Origin of the sequence: Halegenticoccus soli (assembly GCF_002844195.1) — an archaeon.
In the GTDB taxonomy this organism is placed as follows: Archaea; Halobacteriota; Halobacteria; order Halobacteriales; family Haloferacaceae; genus Halegenticoccus; species Halegenticoccus soli.
Window position 1 is genome coordinate 20,770 of record NZ_PEND01000012.1, and the last position, 16,124, is coordinate 36,893.

Genomic DNA, 16,124 nt, shown 5'->3' on the forward strand with positions numbered 1-16,124 from the left:
CTTACCCCCGAAATCCGCCCGACGAGGCCGTCTTCGGCTCGAATCGGCGAATCGGAAGCCGAGCGACGCGGAGACCGCACGGCGGTTCGGACGGGCGGTCACTCGGGGTGGTCGAGCGACTCGTACACCGCTTCGAGGGGGCCGACCCAGCCGCCCAGCTCCTGTGCGCGTTCGATCAGCCGCCGGTACAGGGCCCGGTACTCGGGCCGACGCTCCGGATCGAGGTACGTCGGGTGCCACAGGACCGTCATCACGGCGCCGTTGTCGCTCGCCTCCCGGAGGAGATTTTCGCACTCCAGCCACGCGCCCTCCGGGTCCGAGCGGACCTTCGGCAGCGTCCGCTCCATGAGCGTCAGCGGAAACACGACGAACTCGTCGTCGAACGGTCGGAGCGGGCAGTACCCGTGGTGGAACCCGTACGTCGAACTGGAGCCGAGCGTCGAATCGTACCGCAGGCCGACGTCGGCGTGGTACCGCCACGTGTCGGGCGCGTCGAGGTTCAGACAGTGCTGGCGCCCGCCGATCACCTCCCTGCCGAGCACGGATTCGAGGAGCGCCTTCTCCGTTCGCAGCCGCTCGGGATCGTCGTACGAACTGTACGAACCGTGCAAACCGATCTCCCACCTGCCTTCGTCGAGTCGCCGGATGAGCCGCGCGACGTCCGGGTCCGCGACGTCGTACCGCCCGAGGTGTTCGATCCAGTAGCGCGGTTCGAGCCACTCGCGCGGGGGGCGCTCCGTCATCGACTTCTCGCGCAGGAAGTAGAACGACGAGCGGACGCCGAGTTCCTCTTCGAGCGATACGATGTCGTCGAACAGCCAGTAGGGGTTCGACCACGGGGCGAGCCCGCGAAGCTGTTCCGGATCCCGGTCCCGGTACGCGTAGAACAGCGCGTGCGCGGCCCGCTTGTACGGCCGATCGACGTCGTGCGTCAGCGCGAGCGTGAACTCGTAGCCCGGCACTCCGCACGTCTCCTCCGCGCCGTTCGACCGCGTCCGCGCGCCGATCGCGCGGGGCAGGTCACTCAGTCCCATGGTTGCGCGTCCCGCTGCCTATCGTGTAGACGCGGTGGTCCGTGCCGCCGAGGTCGAGCGCCTGCCGCCCGTCGACCACGGCCATCGGCTCGAGTTCGCCCCAGTCGATCGCCTCGAACTCGTCGTGCGCGGTGACGAGCACCGCGGCGTCGAGGTCGCACTCGTCGAGGGATCCGACGTCGGCCGGCGTCGCCCCGAACTCGCGGACGTCGACCAGCGGATCCGCCGCCAGCACGTCCGCGCCGAGCCCGCGGAGCCCGTCTATGATCGGGCCCGCGGGCGTCGCCCGCGTCTCGGCGACGTTCGGCCGGTAGGTGACGCCGAGCACGAGCACCGTCGCGTCGGCGGCGTCGGTCCCGCCCGCCTCCAGGAGTTCGACGGTCTTCTCGACGGTGAACGCGGGCATCGAATCGTTGACCGACCGGGCGGTCCGAACCAGGGGCGTCCCGTCGTCGACCTGCTGCATGAGGAAGTACGGGTAGTAGGGGATGCAGTGGCCGCCGACGCCCGCGCCGGGCGTGTGGATGTTACAGAACGACTGCGTGTTCGCCGCCTCGATCGCCTCGTTGACGTCGAGGTCGAGGTCGTCCACCAACCGCGCCAGTTCGTTCGCCAGCGCGATGTTGACGTCGCGGTACAGCCCCTCGAACACCTTGACGGCCTCCGCGGTCGTCACGTCGGAAACCGGGATCACCCGGTTTTCGGTTAGCTCGCCGTAGATGAGCTCCGCGACCCGCGTGCTCTCGTCGTCGGCCCCGCCGACGATCTTCGGGTGCTCCCGTCGGATCTTCCGCAGCGCCTTCCCGCTCGTGGTCCGTTCGGGGCAGAACGCCAGCCCGAACTCGCCGAGTTCGAGCCCGGATTCGCGTTCGAGAATCGGCAGGAGGCGGTCGCGGCACGTCCCCGGCGGGACCGTGCACTCGACGACGACCGTGTCGCCGGGGTCGAGTTCCCGCGCGATGACCCGCGTGACCGATTCGAGGTTGTCGAGGTCGACCTCCTTCTCGTCGGTGACGAGCGTCGGCACGATGATCACGTGGACGCTCGCCTCGGCGGCGGCCGCGTCGGCGTCGGTCGTCGCACAGAGCGCGCCGCGCTCGACCTGCTCTTCGACCAGCTCCGCGAGCCCCGGCTCCCGATCGATGTGACAGCCGCCCCGGTTGATCGTCTCGACGACGGACTCGTCGATGTCGACCCCGGTGAGGTTGCCGGTGACTTCGGCGTACACCGCGGCGAGGGGCAGCCCCATCTTACCGAGGCCGTACACCGCGACCGGGACTGCGCCGCTGGTGAGGGCGATCCGCTGCGCCTGCGACGAGTGGTCAGAGCCGTACAGCCCGGCGCCGCGCGAGAGGCTCACCGCTGCACCACCTCCCGCCGCTCGGACCGCATCGCCTGCCGGTCGATCTCCCGGGTGACCTCGATCGCCCGCAGCGCGTCCGCCGCCGTCACCCGGGGGGTCTTGCCCTCGGTCGCCGCCTCGACGAACGACGAGATCTCGTCGAGGAGCGGCTCGGACCGCTCGATCATCGGCTCCTCGACGATGCTCTCGTGGCGGTAGCGGATCTCCCCGTCGTTCTTGATGTACTCCGGCAGCGAGTTCCGGTGGATGTGGACCGCCTGGGAGGTGTAATCGACGTCGATCCGGCAGTCGTCCGCCGTCACGCTGAGCGTCCGGATCTTCCGCTGCGTGAGGCGGCTCGCGGTGAGGTTGGCCACCGTGCCGTCGGAAAACCGGAGGTTCGCGGTGGCGTACTGCGTCCCGCGCGTGCCGCACGCGGACACGGATTCGAGGTCGGCGTCGACGAGCGACAGGATCACGTCCACGTCGTGGATCATCAGGTCCATCACGACGCTGTCGTCGAGTTCGCGATCGAGCGGCGGGCCGAGGCGGTGCGCCTCGAACGCGATCACGTCCAGGTCGCGGACGATCTCCGCGAGGGCGGTGATCGCGGGGTTGAACCGCTCGACGTGGCCGACCTGGATCGTCACCCCGTTCTCCTCGGCCCGGCGCGCGAGTTCGCGGCCGGCGTCGAGGTCGTCGACGAACGGTTTCTCCACCAGCGCGTCGACGCCGGCCTCGATGCAGTCGCGCACGATCGGCGCGTGGTAGCTCGTGGGGACGGCGACGGAGACCAGGTCGGCCGCGTCGAGCAGCTCGTCCTGCGCGTACGCGTCAGTGTCGTACTCGGCGGCGACCGACTCGGCGCGCGCGGAATCCGCGTCGCAGACGCCGACGAGGTCGACCCCCTGCATCTCGCCGTACACGCGGACGTGGTTCTGTCCCATGTGGCCCACGCCGATCACGCCCGCGGCCGGGACGTCCGTCACGCGACCACCTCCCCCGCGTACTCCGCGACGGCGCTCCCGACGCGATCGACGTCCTCCTCCGAGAGGTTCGGGTGCACCGGCAGCGAGAGCACCTCCGCCGCGGCGCGCTCCGCGTGCGGGGCGCGGTGGTCGACGTCGTCGTACGCCGGCTGTCGGTGGATGGGGATCGGGTAGTAGATCCCGGTGCCGATGCCGCGGTCGTCGAGCGCCGACCGGAGGCCGTCGCGGTCGTCGCACCGGATCGTGTACTGGTGGTACGCGTGGCGGTACCCCGACGGCTCGACGGGCGTCTCGACGGGCGCGTCGGCCAGCAGCTCGTCGAGCCGCGCGGCGTTCGACCGCCTGTCGCGGACGTAGCCGGGGAGCTTTTCGAGCTGCGCGCGCCCGATGGCCGCCGCGACGCTCGTCATCCGGAAGTTGTGGCCCACCGAAACGTGCTCGTACCCGGCGGCCGCGCGGCCGTGGTTGACGTAGCGGGCCGCTCGCTCGGCGACGTCGGCGCGGTCCGTGAGCACCATCCCGCCCTCGCCCGTCGTCATGTTCTTCGTCGGATAAAACGAGAAGCAGGCGGCGTCGCCGAACGAGCCGACCGGCGCGCCGTCGACGGCCGCGCCGTGCGCCTGCGCCGCGTCCTCGACGAGGAGGAGATCGTGCTCGTCCGCGATCTCGCGGAGCCGGGGCGCGTCCGCCGGCAGCCCGTACAGGTGGACGGCGAGCACCGCGTCGATCTCCGCCCCGTCGCGGAGGGCCGCCTCCAGCGCGCGTGGGTCGAGGTTGTACGTGCGCGGGTCGACGTCGAGGAAGACCGGCTCGGCGCCGCAGAGGCGGATCGCGTTGGCGCTCGCGATGAACGAAAACGGCGTCGTTGCGACGCGGTCGCCGGGGCCGAGCTCCAGCGCTTCGAGGGCGACGTGGAGGGCGGTCGTGCCGTTCGAGGTGGCGACGCCGTACTCCGCGCCGCAGAAGTTGGCGAACTCCTCCTCGAAGGCTCGGACCTCCGGTCCGTCGGCGAGCTGGCCGTTCTCCATGACGGTCGCGACCCGCCCGCGCTCCTCCGGACCGATGTCGGGGTCGGCGATCGGGATCATTCGAGGTCGTTCCCCCCCGCGAGCCGGTCCGGAAGCGGCCGGTGGACCGCCGGCGCGCCGACCGCGAGCGTGCGGGCGGGTACGTCCTCGGTCACGACCGCTCCCGCGGCGACGAACGCGCCCTCGCCCACCGTCACGCCCGGGAGGACCGTCGCGTTCGCCCCGATCGAGGCGTCGTCCTCCAGCGTCGGTCCGGCCAGGTCCGTCGAGGTTCTGATCGGGTAGGGGTCGTTCGTCAGCGTCGCGGCGGGGCCGACGAAGACGCGGTCGCCGATCTCCGTGTGCGACGGGACGTACGCGTTCGTCTGGAGGCTCACGTGCGAGCCCACGTCCGTCCGTCCGTCGATGACCGCGTTCGTCCCGACGAGCACGTCGTCGCCGATGGTCGTGTACTCGCGGACGAGCGCGTTGTGTCCGGTCTGCAGCCCCTCGCCCGCGACGACGTCGTTGTAGATGACGGTCCCGGCGCGAACCGTCGCGCCGTCGCCGAGGACGGTCGGGTCCCCGCCGTCCGCGTGCGGGTGATCGAGCACCGCCGTCTCGTGGACGCTGGCGTCGCGATCCGCTTCGGCGCTCGTCATCGGATCACCTCAGGGGACCGACCGGGCGGTCCGCGTTCTCCGTTGTCGGTGTTGGTTACTCCCATCATGAATGCAGATACCGCGGCCGAGCCGTCCGAACCCGGCCTGGGTTCATCCGAAACCTACACCTATCGAGGCTTTGTTATTCGGCGCCTGCGCGGCCGGTATGAGCACATTTACGGCGGCGCTCCGGCGGGTGCACGAAACGCCGCGAGAGCGGCGGACCGTCCGCCCCGTCGGGCGCGGACGGTAGCCTGCGGATAGTAAAGAGGGCGTCATTCGCATACAGTAGTATGCGCCGCCAGCGCTACCGGAGCGTAGACGAACGAACACCCACGGTCGCGACGAGCGGACGATGACCGACGAGGAGACGCTCACCAAGGGGACGCTGTTCGATCTGCTCTGCAACCGCCGTCGCCTCGAGATCATCCGCTATCTCCGCACGAACGGCCGGCGGGGGCGGCTACACCCCATCATCGACCACGTCGCGGCGGCCGAAAACGGAAAGGACCCGGACGAGCTCACGCGCGCGGAGCGACGGCGAGTGTACGTGTCCATCTACCAGACCCACCTCCCGATGCTGGAGGAACACGGCGTCGTCGAGTGGGACCAGTCGGACAACCAGGTCCGGCTGCGGGCGAACTCGGAGGTCGAGCGGTACCTCAGCAACCGGTGCGAAAGCGGGGTCCCGTGGCACTGGATCTACCTCGGAATCGCGGCGTTCAGCGCGGCGTTCGTGGGGGCGTTGAGCTTCGGAGCGGTGGCGTCCGTCGGCGCGTCCCCGGCGTGGGCGATCGCGTTCGTCAGCGCCGTCGTGCTCGGGCTGGTGCTGCTCAGGTACGCGTTCGAGCGGCGGGGCGGCTCCATCTCGTTTTGATCTGACTGTCGCCAGCAGGCGGCGCTCGCCGGGAGCGCGGCCGCGTTACGACGGCGACGACGCGATGTCCGTCGTCGGGCGCGACCGCAGCGGTCGCGACGCGTCGTCGCCAACCGGAGAAAGACGCGCCGTCGAGCGACTCGCGGGGATCGCGTCTCGGTGACTCGGCGTCGGGAGCGCCCCGTCGAGGCGCGATCGCCGCGCGGCTGCCGCAGCCCTCGGAACGGGGATTCGCCGACGCGGCGTGCCGAAGAATCCGCGGCGGCACCGCGCGTCCGTCCGCGGTGGACGGCGCGGGAGCCGCCCGTCGCGGTCGCTGAGGGACGCGAGGCGGTTCGCCGCACGTCACCGAAAAGGAGGCGGGCGTTCGGACGACGGGACCGCAGGGTTCGGACGGCGGGACCTCAGGCGGATCCCGGGACGGAGATCCAGATGTGGAGGTCCCGGTCGGCGTTCGCGGCGGACGGATCGGCCGGCGGCTCCCCCTCGTACAGCAGGTACTGGAGGCGGAGGTTCCGGCCTGTCATCGTCGGCGTGACGGTGTGACGGATCGTCGCCGTCTCGCCGGCGGCGACCTCCCGGGTCAGCCTGTTCAACTCGCGCTGTTCCGTGACCTCGCCGTTGCCGTCGACCCGCTGCAGTTCGATTACGACGGTGTAGTCGGTCGCGGAGTCGCCGTGGTTTTCGATGCTAGCGACGAGCGGGACCGATTCCCCCTGTGCGATTTCGTCGGGATAGCCCCCGGCGACGAGCTCCCCGGACCCCGATTGGGTCAGAAGCGAAAAGCCGGTGAAGTCGTTCCCGTCGGGCGGGACGGCGAACGCGTACGCGAAACTGCTCCCGGCCGCGACGACGCCGAGGAGCAGCAGCGCGGTCACGACCTTCTCGGCCGCGCCGGTCCGCGCCGCCCGCTGTCGGACCGCGTCGGACCAGGCGCCGAACGGGAGCCGGAACCGGTCGGCCTTCGGTACCCGCAGCCGCCTGATCGCGCCGACGAGACCCGCGAGGAAGATGAATCCGCCGACGACGCCGAGCGTGGTTTCGATCGTGATCGTCCCCGCGACGCCGAGCGCGAGCATCAGGATTGGGACGACGAGGAGGCTCGTGCCGAACGACAGCGCCAACCGCTCGTCGAGCGTGATGCCCTGGACGAGCACGTGCGTTCCGAACGAGTCCCGCTCGCGCGCGCTCCGTCGGGGGAACAGAGCCGTCAGCAGCGCGTACCCCGGAAGGAACAGGACGAACGGAACGCCGAGCAGAAAGCGGATCGGCTGCGCCACCGCCGACGCCGCGTCGAGGAAGATCACCCCCGCGGCCCAGGCGAAGACGAGCGCGATGTCGATCGGGACGGCCCAGGCCGCGCCCGCTCGCGACGTCGACTCGTGCGTCTGCGGCTTCATGGCTCCGGGGGCGAAACTCGCGGCACTAGGACGATGCGTTCGACTCCGAAGCCGACCTGCGACGGCCGTCGTCGTCGCGCGGTCGTCCGCGTCGTTTCTCGCGTCATGCTATGACTGGATCAATCCGTCTACGCCATTGTTATGTCCCAGTTACCGGATCGCCCGGAGCGTCGCGCAGGGCGCCGGTCGATCACTCGGGAGAGAAGTACTGATCTTCCCACCGCCGGCGTTGCTGCATCGCCTCGCGCCCCTCGTCCGTAATCGCGTAGTAGTTCGTCCGGCGGTCGAGCTGCCCCTTTTCGACCAGATCCTTGTTGACGAGCGTGTCCAGATTCGGGTACAGCCGCCCGTGGTTGATCTCCGTCTCGTAGTACTCTTCGAGCTCCTCTTTCACGTCCTGTCCCGACGGCTGATCGAACCCGCTGATGACGTACAGCAGGTCCCGCTGGAACCCACTCAGGTAGTACATATCTCCTCTCTGTCCGGGAGTTCGACGGAGGGTGTAATTGTTATCCGTTTCATACGCGCTCTATGGCTTCGAATACCGCTTCTCGTCGCTCCAGAGCGTGACGAACTGTTCGAAGAGGTCGTCGGTCAGCTCGATGCTGACGTTGAGCTCCTTCTCGCCGGCGTCGGCGTTGATGTGCTTGAAGGGCATCTCCGTCAGCAGCTGAAGGAGGTGGTACGGGCCGTCGCTGCACTGGTGCGGCGTCACCTCGAAGCCGTCGTCGGTGATCTCGACCTCGACGTGTTCGAACGTCGTCCGATACACCTTCTGTCGCGTCGAGTCCGCGTCGAACTCGAACGATTCGGCGAGCAGTCCGTCGTCGAGGAGCGTGTTGATCCGACGGTAGACCGTGGCCGGCGAGACGTCGCAGTGCTCCGTGAGCTCCTTCGCCGTCACGGCCCGCTTGGCCGCGACCGAGAGGATGACGCGCGAGCACTCGTCACCGAGGGCGTTCAACACGTCCGACGCCGCAGGTTCCTCGTCGTAGTCGTTCCGCAGTGCACCCATCGTCCCTTCTGATACTTTACCGGACATCGATCGATGTGAGCTGTCGTGTCATCGTCTGTCGTTCCGTGCGTTCGGTCGGTTGCTTGGCGATACCGGGCCGCTACGGAGGCGCTTTCGACGCACCCGCGTTCACGCGGCGGACACCGGGGATCCGAACCGGAGAAGACCGCCGGGCTCGCAGAGTGCGGTAGCCGCCGGCCCGCCGCGCCCTCCGCCTTCGTCGGGACCGTCCCCGTGCTCGCTCGGTGCGAGCTTCGGTTCCGCTGTCTGATCCCCTCTGTGATGCAGATACTCGTCAACGCCGTCATCCCATAAGTACTCGGGTCCTTTCGATAGTTCAGTTTGAGTAAGCATAGAATAGAACCTGCAAACCATAGATTTCGACTCGAACCAGGCAATTAACTAAAGACTAATCAACCGAGCGAAGAGTCCGTCTCGCAGCCGAAATCGCCGAAAGAACGGGGTAGGGCGCCGTTTGCTGGAGAAAGCCGATATTACACGCCTGAACCGTGCCGAGAATCGCGGAACGGTACTCGTCGTTTATACCGCTTCTCGCCCGAATGCCGTCGGATGACGACACGGACGCGGTCCACCGCGACCGGCGAAGAACGCGCTCGCAGTCCGGCGGCGGGGACGGAGGCGAACCGCCGCGGCGGACTCCCCGCGCGGTCGCCGGACGGCGCGGCGCGCGAGGTCGATCCCGCGCCCTTGCCGACCGGCGTACGCGGCGGGCACGGCGAGCGGACGGCCCCCGACGGGGGTCGAGACGCGGGCGGAACGCACGCGACAGAAGGCAGAGAGGGAGTCAACACCAATGGCTAACAACTGGCACGAAACGGAGGAAGCGTCGACGAACAGATTCTGCGAGAACTGCGGGCGACACGTGACGCGGACGTTCGCGCGCGTGTTCGGCGACAACCTGGACACGGTTCACGGCTGCATCCACTGCACGACGTCCCGAGAGCGGCAGACCGGCGATTACATCCCGCAGCAGCGGACCGTCGACTGACGGTGTTGTGGCCGCTCATTCTCCTGTTTTAATTTTATCTGCTTTAAGGACCTACCAAAACACCTATGTAGCGGTACCGGGATGATGTACAGTGACTGAGTATGAGCCGAAGTGGGCTGGGAAGACTACTCATCGGTGCCGTCCGCAGGAACGCATTGAACCTCAGACGCGCGCTGCGGACCGACCGGGCGGAGAGCGCGCCCCGCGGAAACGCCGACGAATCGGTCGCCGACGAGGGATTTCTCGGCGAGCAGCCGGCGACGAGCTCCGTCGCCGGCGAGAGCCTGTATCTGCTGGCCGAACGCGGAACGCTCGCGTTCGAGTCCGTCGAACGCACGGGCAGGGTAGTGGACGAAGCGCTCACGTCGGGCCGTCCGCTGCGAATGTACGTCGACACCTTCCCCGTCGCGGGGATCACCTGGAGCAGGTACTACCTCGGCCTCGCCAGCGCGGGTCTCGTCTTCGTTCTCAGCAAGTACGTCTGGGTGCCGATAGTGTCCGGGGTCGACAGGTCGGTTTCGATCCTGCTTCTGTTCTGTCTACTCGTCTGTAGCGCGCTCTATCAGCTGTACACCCGCGTAAACGTGGTGTTACCCGACGGTCTCAGCCGCGACGCGCAATGACGGCTCTTCGAACGCGAAACAACACTCCGTTCTGACGGTAATTGTTCGTTACCGGAGTATTCTGTCCGGGACGGCGGTCCGGGAGGCGGGCGGGCCGAGGGGCATTAAATCAGCATGACACCCCAAGCATAGTGCTAATAGAATACGGTCCGTTCGTAACGATTGACGATACGCAACAGAACGCTAACCCGGACATCCGAGAGGAAAGATGACAAATAATCATGTCGACTAAATTGAACACGAAGCGCCAACTCGACGAGGCGGAAGCGTTCCACATCCTCGGTAACGATCGTCGACGGGCGGCGATCAACCGCCTCGCACAGAGCCACGGGAGCATCACGGTGTCCGAGTTGGCCGAGCAGATCGCCGAGGAGGAGGCCGGCAGCGCCGCGGAGGCGGAGAACCTCTACAAGAGCGTCTACGTCTCGCTCCGCCAGACGCACCTCCCCAAGTTGGCCGCACAGGGGATCATCGAGTACGATTCCGACTCGCAGACGATCCGGCCCGGAAACCGGATGGACGACATCCGCGTGTACACGAGCAGTCCGAGCAGGTTCGAGGCGCTCCAGCGGTCGGCGTACCTCCTCGTGAGCGTCGTCGGGCTTCTCGCCGTCGTCGGCGCGCAGTTCGGGGTCCCGGTGCTCGGCGCGCTCCCCGTGGAAGTGTGGGCCGTGTTCTTCCTCCTTCTCATCGTCGCGCTCAGCCTGTACCAGAATTACGCCTGAGCGCGGTCGGCCGACGTTACAGCTCCCGGTCGTCGAACGCCGAAAGGCCGGGGAGTTCGGCGATGCCGCTGTGCGTTCCCCGGTACGTCGCGCGGTCGACGGTCCGTTCGAACGTGGGAACGTCGGGGTACTCCCGCACGGTGAGGACGCGACCCTCGGCGGACGTGAACACGACCTCGATCGTCCCGTCGTCGTGCTCGTACTGGTCGCCTTTCGCGGGGCTTCGGGGCGGGTGAGACTTCATATCGGCACTGTCACGCCCGACCGCCAAAGGCTTTTCTCGGGAACGAGCCCGTCGACCGATCCGCGAAAACGACCGACCGCCGCATCAGTTCCGCTCCTCCTCCCCTGAGAACGGCGAGCGAGAGGCGGGCGGTTCGTGGCCGCTGAGGCAGATCAGATTCTCGCGCCCCAGCCTGAGCTTCGTGATCTCCCCCTCCTCGTCGAGCTGCGAGAGGAGGCGACTCACCTTCGCCTTCGACCAGTCGACCCGGTCTACGATCTGCGACTGCTTCATTCGGCCGCCGTGTTCCTCGACCAGCTCTCTGATCCGGTCCTTGTCGGACGGGATCGACCGCGGTTCCGGGACCGACATCTCGGGCGGGCGGCTCACCGCTCGGGCGTCGAAAAAGCGCTGATACACCGCCAGTCCGACGCTGACGAGGATCGTCACCAGACTCAGAAGGAGCGCGACCGCGTCGACGCCGTCCGGTTCTCCCCCGGAAGAACCACCGGTGTCCGCCTGGAGGGGCTGAGACGGAATCGCCGACCCGTGGGAGACGTCCCGAGGGAGGCGATTCCCGCTCGTCGTCAGCTCCGTGTGCCCGAGCAGGATCGCCAACACGAGCTTGTGCGATCGCTTCGAGTTCGACGCGTCCGCGAGGAGCGATTCGACGAACGACACCGCGCCCGTCCCGAGGGCGCGAAGCAACCGCTCCGGCGACGCCGAGTCGCCTCCGCGCGCCGCGCGGTCGTCGCCGACCGGGGCGTCCTGCGCCTGCTCGACCCGTTCGAGCGCCCGCACTTCGTCCCCCTGCGGGACGGGCTGTCCACCCTGGCTCGGCCCCTCGCGCGTCGCGCCGTCGACGGCGCCGAAGGACACTACACAGGCCAGTACGAGGCCGACGTAGAGCCACCCTTTGAGCGACTGTTTTCCCCTCATCGTCTTATCCGATATCTCTCATTGGTCCATCTGACGTACACCTCGGTTGCTTTCCGCCGTTCCGATCGGTACGGCGACGGCTGTACGATATTCTCCTTCACAGACACGCGCGGACGTTATATTCTTTTTCCCATATCCCAATATGATAAATAATATTTTTCTGTCCATTCGCAAAAGATCGAATTTCGGCGGCGCAGACACGTCGATCCCAAGGTCGCGTTTCGGGCGCACGTCGTGTGTGAATCGACGGAACCGGGAACGCTCGGACGGGGAAGCGTCGGTCGGCGTTCGGACTGACCGGAACGGATGCAGGTGAGGCAGGGGAGGGGGGAGGGGCGGAGTCGGTGTGTCACTCCTCCGCCGTACGCTAGCACCGATCCCCGGCGGTTAGTTATTTACCGCCTACAGACTCGTGACGAATAATGTCGCCGCTCGGAAACTGTACGGACGGGAGATACGACGGGCGGGACGGCTGATAGGGAGTATCGGAGGAGTTCAGAGATTCTCGGCGAAGAAACGAGAGACGCCACCAAAGGACAGGCTTCGGAACCTCCGGCTGGCTCAGATACACCCTGTCAGCGAAGCAGGTCGGCGAGCCCGTCGGAGAGCGACACGCGGGGCTCGTAGCCCAGCCGCTCCCGGATCCGTCCGATGTCCGCCCGACTGCGATCGACGTCACCCGGCCTGGCGTCGACGTGGACGATCTCGGAGCCGGAGTCGGCGGTCGTCCGGACGAGGCGCGCGAGCTCCTCGATGGAGACGCTCGACCCGGTTCCGACGTTGTACGCGTCGCCGACGGCGTCCGTGGTCGCCGCGAGGAGGTTCGCCTGGACCACGTCGCTCACGTGGACGAAATCGCGCGTCTGCGCGCCGTCGCCTTCGACCGTGATCGGCTCGTCCGCCCGCGCCTGTCGAAGGAACGTGCTCACGACGCCGCTGTACGGATTCTCCGCCTGCCTCGGCCCGTAGACGTTGAAGTACCGCAGGGCGACCGTTTCGAGGCCGTACAGGTCGTTGTACAGGCGGGCGTAGGTGTCGGCCGTGAGCTTGTCGACGCCGTACGGCGACGTCGGCGATTTCGCGTCCGACTCGTGAATCGGCGTCGACTCCGGCGGACCGTACAGCGCGCAGCTCGAAGAGAGGACGACGCGGGCGTCCACCCGGCGGGCTCGCTCGAGGATCGACAGCGTCGCGCGCGCGTTGATGTCGTGGCTCCGCTCCGGGTGCTTCGTCGACTCGGGGACGCTGATGAGAGCGGCGGTGTGGAACACCAGGTCGACGCCCTCCATCGCCCGTTCGACCAGGCCGGCGTCGCGGACGTCGCCCTCGTACACCGTCACGTCCTCGGGGAGACGCTCGCGCCTGCCGGTGGAGAAGTCGTCCAGCACGCGCACGTCGTTCTCCGGGACGAGCGCGTCGACGAGGTGGCTTCCGATGAACCCGGCGCCCCCGGTGACGAGCACCGATGTTCCGCTGAGTTGCTGCATCAAACGACGTGTTGCGGCGAGACGGCCTTTGGTATGTGCCGGCTTCGTCCGGTAACGCACGGCATACCGGCGGGGCGGCCTTCGAAAGAATCGAATCCGACGACCGTGTTTTACACTGATACGTTTGTAAACCCTGATGCCCCTCGACGACGTGAGGGCGTACCGAGTCGACGATCCGCCCCCGACGGTAGCGGCGTCGCGCGAGGATTCGGCGGGTAGAGGCGATTGTTCGGCCGGGCGGAGAGTAAGTAGAAAGATACATACAGCCGGAACTAGAGGTTCAATTCGGCGGTACGGTGCTGCACTCATGACACGCCATCAGGACCAATCCGAAGCGGAAACGCCGCCCTGTTGCTGTAAAGTCGGTCGGCTCATCGATCGGTACGGGCTGGACGGGCTGAACGGCAGACTGAGACGCCGGTGGACGGGATCCGGGAGCGAGCGGTCCAGCCTCCGGGAGCTCGAACGGTACGTCAACGAGCGCGTCCTCGGGGCCGCCGTCTCCGAGAGCCGCGCGCCGATGAGGAGCGACGTCGAAACCGTCTACCGGCTGCTCACCGACGACGGCGTGAGCGCGGGCCGCCGGATCGAGACGGAACGGCGCCTGGCGCGGGAAGGGATCGACGTCGAGGCGCTCCGGAAGGATTTCGTCTCGCACCAGACGATTCACTCGCACCTCCGCGGCTGCCTCGGCGCGTCGTGCGCCGAGGCGCTGTCCGACGAGGAGCGCCTGGAGAAGGCGGAGAAGACGGTGTTTTCGATGCAGAACCGGACGAAGATCATCACCGCCGAGACGCTCCGACGGTTGGCCGACGCGGACGCGCTCTCCCTGCCGGATTTCGACGTGTTCGTCGAGATCCAGGTGGCGTGCGAGGCCTGCGGGCGCTACATGACGGCCGCGACGCTCCTCGACCGGGGCGGGTGCAGCTGTCAGCGCGAGACGGGGTGAACGCCGACCGCCGCGCCGGAAGCGGCCGTCGTCCGGTCGCGACGAGACTCCCGCGCCGTGATATTACTTTTGTGCCTGAAAAAGAGTAAATATAGTCAACCGGCATGTGTACGGTATGCCCCACGGCGAACTGAAGTCGACGCCGAGTGACGAGAGAGGGACGGAGGCGCGTCGCGCGCTGGCCAACGAGGGAGAGATTTTCAGCCTGCTGAAGAACGACAGGCGTCGGCAAGTCGTGGCGCTGCTGGCGGATCGGCGAGAGACGGTTCCGATCTCGGAGCTCGCCCGGGTGATCGCCGAACTGGAGAGCGACGAAGCGCCGTCGGAGAAGCTGTACAAGAGCGTCTACGTCTCGCTCCAGCAGACGCACCTGCCGCGGCTGGCTCAGAGCGACGTCGTCACCTACGATCGGAGCACGGGGACCGTCTCCCCGGGCCCGGATCTCGAGGACGTCCTCGTGTACACGCGGCGCGGCGCTCGGACGGGGTGGTGGTCGAAGGAGCTCGCCATCGGGCTCGTCGGGCTCGCCGTCGCGACGGGGGCGATGCTCGAACTGCCGCTCGTGAGCGGCATCGCGATGGAGGTATGGGCGGTGGTGTTTTTCAGCGCGATCATCTGTCTCAACCTCTATCAGATCGCGAGCCGGAAGACGAAACCGCTCGGTTGAGCCGCCACTCCGGGGCACCTGTCGGTTCGTCGTGCGGCCCCGTCGGGCTGACTCCTCCCGTCGCCTCGTCGGCGCGCGGCCTCGAAGCCACTGACGGGTCACGGACCCGTCGGACGACGAGGACGGAAGGTTGATCCTACAGGCGAGAGCCGGGTCGGGTCGCGCCCCGGCCGCGGCCGCGACATCGGGTGAAAAGCGGGGTTTACACCGACGCCGCGGAGAAACGCGGTGTTGGCGCTCGAAACGGTTCTTCCCGTATTTGCCGCGTTCGACCGTATGTCGCACCTGCGACAGATGTCAGGGCAAGGGATAGAAGAGGGGAGCACCTCGGTAGAGGTGACGACCGGAGAAGTCCTCGCGCTCTCCGCGAACGAGAGCGGAGTCGGTGCCACGCCGCGGTCCGTCAGAGAGTCTGCGATCTCGATCATCATTCCGACGTACAACGAATCGCAGAACGTCGTTCACGTCATCGAGCGCTGTCGGGCCGCGCTGGAGGGATACGAGTTCGAGATCATCGTCGTCGACGACGACTCGCCCGACGGGACGTGGAAGCTCGTGGAGGACCAGTACGCCGACGATCCGGAGATCCGCGTCGTGAGGCGGACCGACGGCCGAGGGCTCGCGGCGGCCGTCTCGCGCGGGTTCCGCGAGGCGTCCTGCGAGTACTGCGCGGTCATGGACGCGGACCTCCAGCACCCGCCCGAAAAGCTCCCCGAACTGATCGAAGCACTGCAACCCGGCGTCGACGTCGTCATCGGCAGCCGACACGTCGACGAGGGGGGAATCGAAGACTGGCCGTGGATCCGCCGCCTCGTCAGCCGCGGGGCGACGTTCATCGCGCGGCTCGCCGTCCCGGAGGTGCGGGGGATCTCGGACCCGATGAGCGGCTTTTTCGCCATCCGGCGCGAGGTCGTGAGCGGCATCGACCTCAGGCCGACCGGCTACAAGATCCTGCTCGAAATCCTCGCGAAGGGGGACTACGACCGCGTCGTCGAGGTCCCGTACGTGTTCAGAGAGCGCGAGCGGGGCTCGTCGAAGCTCACGATGCAGGAGTACGTCCGCTTTCTGGAGCACGTTCTCATGCTCCGGCGGGGCGGCCGTCGACCGAGACGGCCCGTCGTGCCGCCGTGACCGGCGGCGAGGGCCAGCGGGTCGGCGACCGCGCGAGCCGACCCG

At 67.6% G+C, this 16,124-nt stretch carries 19 protein-coding genes; 8 read left to right on the forward strand and 11 right to left on the reverse strand.

Annotation, left to right across the window (positions count from 1 at the left end; all coding sequences use genetic code 11):
• Window positions 1-98 precede the first annotated feature (98 nt).
• The 5 genes from CNO20_RS21875 to CNO20_RS21895 are packed head-to-tail and all read right to left on the reverse strand — an operon-like array spanning window position 99 to window position 5,034.
• Window positions 99-1,034 carry a polysaccharide deacetylase family protein gene (locus CNO20_RS21875; protein WP_199174965.1) on the reverse strand — a complete coding sequence of 312 codons (936 nt, stop codon included), beginning with the start codon at window positions 1,032-1,034 and terminating at the stop codon, window positions 99-101.
• A complete protein-coding gene (locus CNO20_RS21880; RefSeq protein ID WP_101298336.1) occupies window positions 1,021-2,394 on the reverse strand; it encodes a nucleotide sugar dehydrogenase in 1,374 nt (457 codons plus the stop codon). The genes CNO20_RS21875 and CNO20_RS21880 overlap by 14 nt, the downstream gene beginning before the upstream one ends.
• Window positions 2,391-3,365, reverse strand: a complete 975-nt coding sequence (locus CNO20_RS21885) for a Gfo/Idh/MocA family protein (protein WP_101298337.1) — start codon at window positions 3,363-3,365, stop codon at window positions 2,391-2,393. Before CNO20_RS21885 ends, CNO20_RS21880 begins: the two co-directional genes overlap by 4 nt.
• Entirely contained in the window at window positions 3,362-4,453 is a 1,092-nt protein-coding gene (locus CNO20_RS21890) for a DegT/DnrJ/EryC1/StrS family aminotransferase (RefSeq protein ID WP_101298338.1), read from the reverse strand. The genes CNO20_RS21885 and CNO20_RS21890 overlap by 4 nt, the downstream gene beginning before the upstream one ends.
• Window positions 4,450-5,034, reverse strand: coding sequence for an acyltransferase (locus CNO20_RS21895; protein WP_101298339.1), 585 nt, complete (start codon window positions 5,032-5,034; stop codon window positions 4,450-4,452). The genes CNO20_RS21890 and CNO20_RS21895 overlap by 4 nt, the downstream gene beginning before the upstream one ends.
• 355 nt (window positions 5,035-5,389) lie before the next feature.
• On the opposite strand from CNO20_RS21895, the gene CNO20_RS21900 reads away from it, so the two are divergent.
• Window positions 5,390-5,911 carry a DUF7344 domain-containing protein gene (locus tag CNO20_RS21900; RefSeq protein WP_101298340.1) on the forward strand — a complete coding sequence of 174 codons (522 nt, stop codon included), beginning with the start codon at window positions 5,390-5,392 and terminating at the stop codon, window positions 5,909-5,911.
• Window positions 5,912-6,315: 404 nt separating this feature from the next.
• Here CNO20_RS21900 and CNO20_RS21905 read toward each other — a convergent pair whose 3' ends face one another.
• The 3 genes from CNO20_RS21905 to CNO20_RS21915 form a co-directional block, all read right to left on the reverse strand.
• On the reverse strand, window positions 6,316-7,311 hold the full coding sequence (locus tag CNO20_RS21905) for a DUF1616 domain-containing protein (protein ID WP_101298341.1): 996 nt from the start codon (window positions 7,309-7,311) through the stop codon (window positions 6,316-6,318).
• Window positions 7,312-7,501: 190 nt separating this feature from the next.
• The gene (locus tag CNO20_RS21910; RefSeq protein WP_101298342.1) at window positions 7,502-7,780 is read right to left on the reverse strand and encodes a PadR family transcriptional regulator; all 279 of its coding nucleotides are present in this window, start codon (window positions 7,778-7,780) and stop codon (window positions 7,502-7,504) included.
• Between the two features lie 60 nt (window positions 7,781-7,840).
• Window positions 7,841-8,326: a winged helix-turn-helix domain-containing protein gene (locus tag CNO20_RS21915; RefSeq protein WP_101298343.1), complete on the reverse strand. Its 486-nt coding sequence runs from the start codon at window positions 8,324-8,326 to the stop codon at window positions 7,841-7,843.
• Window positions 8,327-8,896: 570 nt separating this feature from the next.
• On the opposite strand from CNO20_RS21915, the gene CNO20_RS21920 reads away from it, so the two are divergent.
• The 4 genes from CNO20_RS21920 (at window position 8,897) to CNO20_RS21935 (ending at window position 10,683) form a co-directional block, all read left to right on the forward strand.
• A complete protein-coding gene (locus CNO20_RS21920; protein WP_101298344.1) occupies window positions 8,897-9,148 on the forward strand; it encodes a hypothetical protein in 252 nt (83 codons plus the stop codon).
• Window positions 9,141-9,335 (forward strand): DUF7563 family protein, encoded by a 195-nt coding sequence (locus CNO20_RS21925; RefSeq protein ID WP_101298345.1) that lies wholly within the window; start codon window positions 9,141-9,143, stop codon window positions 9,333-9,335. Before CNO20_RS21920 ends, CNO20_RS21925 begins: the two co-directional genes overlap by 8 nt.
• Window positions 9,336-9,490: 155 nt before the next feature.
• The gene (locus tag CNO20_RS21930) at window positions 9,491-9,958 is read left to right on the forward strand and encodes a hypothetical protein (protein ID WP_101298346.1); all 468 of its coding nucleotides are present in this window, start codon (window positions 9,491-9,493) and stop codon (window positions 9,956-9,958) included.
• Window positions 9,959-10,179: 221 nt separating this feature from the next.
• Window positions 10,180-10,683 carry a DUF7344 domain-containing protein gene (locus CNO20_RS21935; protein ID WP_143423327.1) on the forward strand — a complete coding sequence of 168 codons (504 nt, stop codon included), beginning with the start codon at window positions 10,180-10,182 and terminating at the stop codon, window positions 10,681-10,683.
• Window positions 10,684-10,699: 16 nt separating this feature from the next.
• Here the strand turns inward: CNO20_RS21935 and CNO20_RS21940 are convergent, their stop codons facing one another.
• From CNO20_RS21940 to CNO20_RS21950, 3 genes are all read right to left on the reverse strand, one after another.
• Window positions 10,700-10,927, reverse strand: coding sequence for a hypothetical protein (locus tag CNO20_RS21940; RefSeq protein ID WP_101298348.1), 228 nt, complete (start codon window positions 10,925-10,927; stop codon window positions 10,700-10,702).
• Window positions 10,928-11,011: 84 nt separating this feature from the next.
• Window positions 11,012-11,845, reverse strand: a complete 834-nt coding sequence (locus CNO20_RS23595; protein WP_199174966.1) for a helix-turn-helix transcriptional regulator — start codon at window positions 11,843-11,845, stop codon at window positions 11,012-11,014.
• A 575-nt stretch (window positions 11,846-12,420) separates the two neighbouring features.
• Window positions 12,421-13,332, reverse strand: a complete 912-nt coding sequence (locus CNO20_RS21950) for an NAD-dependent epimerase/dehydratase family protein (protein WP_101298349.1) — start codon at window positions 13,330-13,332, stop codon at window positions 12,421-12,423.
• 307 nt (window positions 13,333-13,639) lie between these two features.
• On the opposite strand from CNO20_RS21950, the gene rdfA reads away from it, so the two are divergent.
• From rdfA to CNO20_RS21965, 3 genes are all read left to right on the forward strand, one after another.
• On the forward strand, window positions 13,640-14,281 hold the full coding sequence (gene rdfA, locus CNO20_RS21955) for a rod-determining factor RdfA (protein WP_101298350.1): 642 nt from the start codon (window positions 13,640-13,642) through the stop codon (window positions 14,279-14,281).
• A 115-nt stretch (window positions 14,282-14,396) separates the two neighbouring features.
• Window positions 14,397-14,948 (forward strand): DUF7344 domain-containing protein, encoded by a 552-nt coding sequence (locus CNO20_RS21960; protein ID WP_101298351.1) that lies wholly within the window; start codon window positions 14,397-14,399, stop codon window positions 14,946-14,948.
• 276 nt (window positions 14,949-15,224) lie between these two features.
• On the forward strand, window positions 15,225-16,079 hold the full coding sequence (locus tag CNO20_RS21965) for a polyprenol monophosphomannose synthase (protein ID WP_233204287.1): 855 nt from the start codon (window positions 15,225-15,227) through the stop codon (window positions 16,077-16,079).
• Window positions 16,080-16,124 lie beyond the last annotated feature (45 nt).

Excerpts from the sequence above, each read along its gene's own strand:
- CNO20_RS21875 (WP_199174965.1), bottom strand. The coding sequence starts at position 1,034 with ATGGGACTGAGTGACCTGCCCCGCGCGATCGGCGCGCGGACGCGGTCG.
- CNO20_RS21890 (WP_101298338.1), bottom strand. The coding sequence starts at position 4,453 with ATGATCCCGATCGCCGACCCCGACATCGGTCCGGAGGAGCGCGGGCGG.
- CNO20_RS21895 (WP_101298339.1), bottom strand. The coding sequence starts at position 5,034 with ATGACGAGCGCCGAAGCGGATCGCGACGCCAGCGTCCACGAGACGGCG.
- CNO20_RS21900 (WP_101298340.1), top strand. The coding sequence starts at position 5,390 with ATGACCGACGAGGAGACGCTCACCAAGGGGACGCTGTTCGATCTGCTC.
- CNO20_RS21905 (WP_101298341.1), bottom strand. The coding sequence starts at position 7,311 with ATGAAGCCGCAGACGCACGAGTCGACGTCGCGAGCGGGCGCGGCCTGG.
- CNO20_RS21910 (WP_101298342.1), bottom strand. The coding sequence starts at position 7,780 with ATGTACTACCTGAGTGGGTTCCAGCGGGACCTGCTGTACGTCATCAGC.
- CNO20_RS21915 (WP_101298343.1), bottom strand. The coding sequence starts at position 8,326 with ATGGGTGCACTGCGGAACGACTACGACGAGGAACCTGCGGCGTCGGAC.
- CNO20_RS21920 (WP_101298344.1), top strand. The coding sequence starts at position 8,897 with ATGACGACACGGACGCGGTCCACCGCGACCGGCGAAGAACGCGCTCGC.
- CNO20_RS21925 (WP_101298345.1), top strand. The coding sequence starts at position 9,141 with ATGGCTAACAACTGGCACGAAACGGAGGAAGCGTCGACGAACAGATTC.
- CNO20_RS21935 (WP_143423327.1), top strand. The coding sequence starts at position 10,180 with ATGTCGACTAAATTGAACACGAAGCGCCAACTCGACGAGGCGGAAGCG.
- CNO20_RS21940 (WP_101298348.1), bottom strand. The coding sequence starts at position 10,927 with ATGAAGTCTCACCCGCCCCGAAGCCCCGCGAAAGGCGACCAGTACGAG.
- CNO20_RS23595 (WP_199174966.1), bottom strand. The coding sequence starts at position 11,845 with ATGAGGGGAAAACAGTCGCTCAAAGGGTGGCTCTACGTCGGCCTCGTA.
- CNO20_RS21950 (WP_101298349.1), bottom strand. The coding sequence starts at position 13,332 with ATGCAGCAACTCAGCGGAACATCGGTGCTCGTCACCGGGGGCGCCGGG.
- rdfA (WP_101298350.1), top strand. The coding sequence starts at position 13,640 with ATGACACGCCATCAGGACCAATCCGAAGCGGAAACGCCGCCCTGTTGC.
- CNO20_RS21960 (WP_101298351.1), top strand. The coding sequence starts at position 14,397 with ATGCCCCACGGCGAACTGAAGTCGACGCCGAGTGACGAGAGAGGGACG.
- CNO20_RS21965 (WP_233204287.1), top strand. The coding sequence starts at position 15,225 with ATGTCGCACCTGCGACAGATGTCAGGGCAAGGGATAGAAGAGGGGAGC.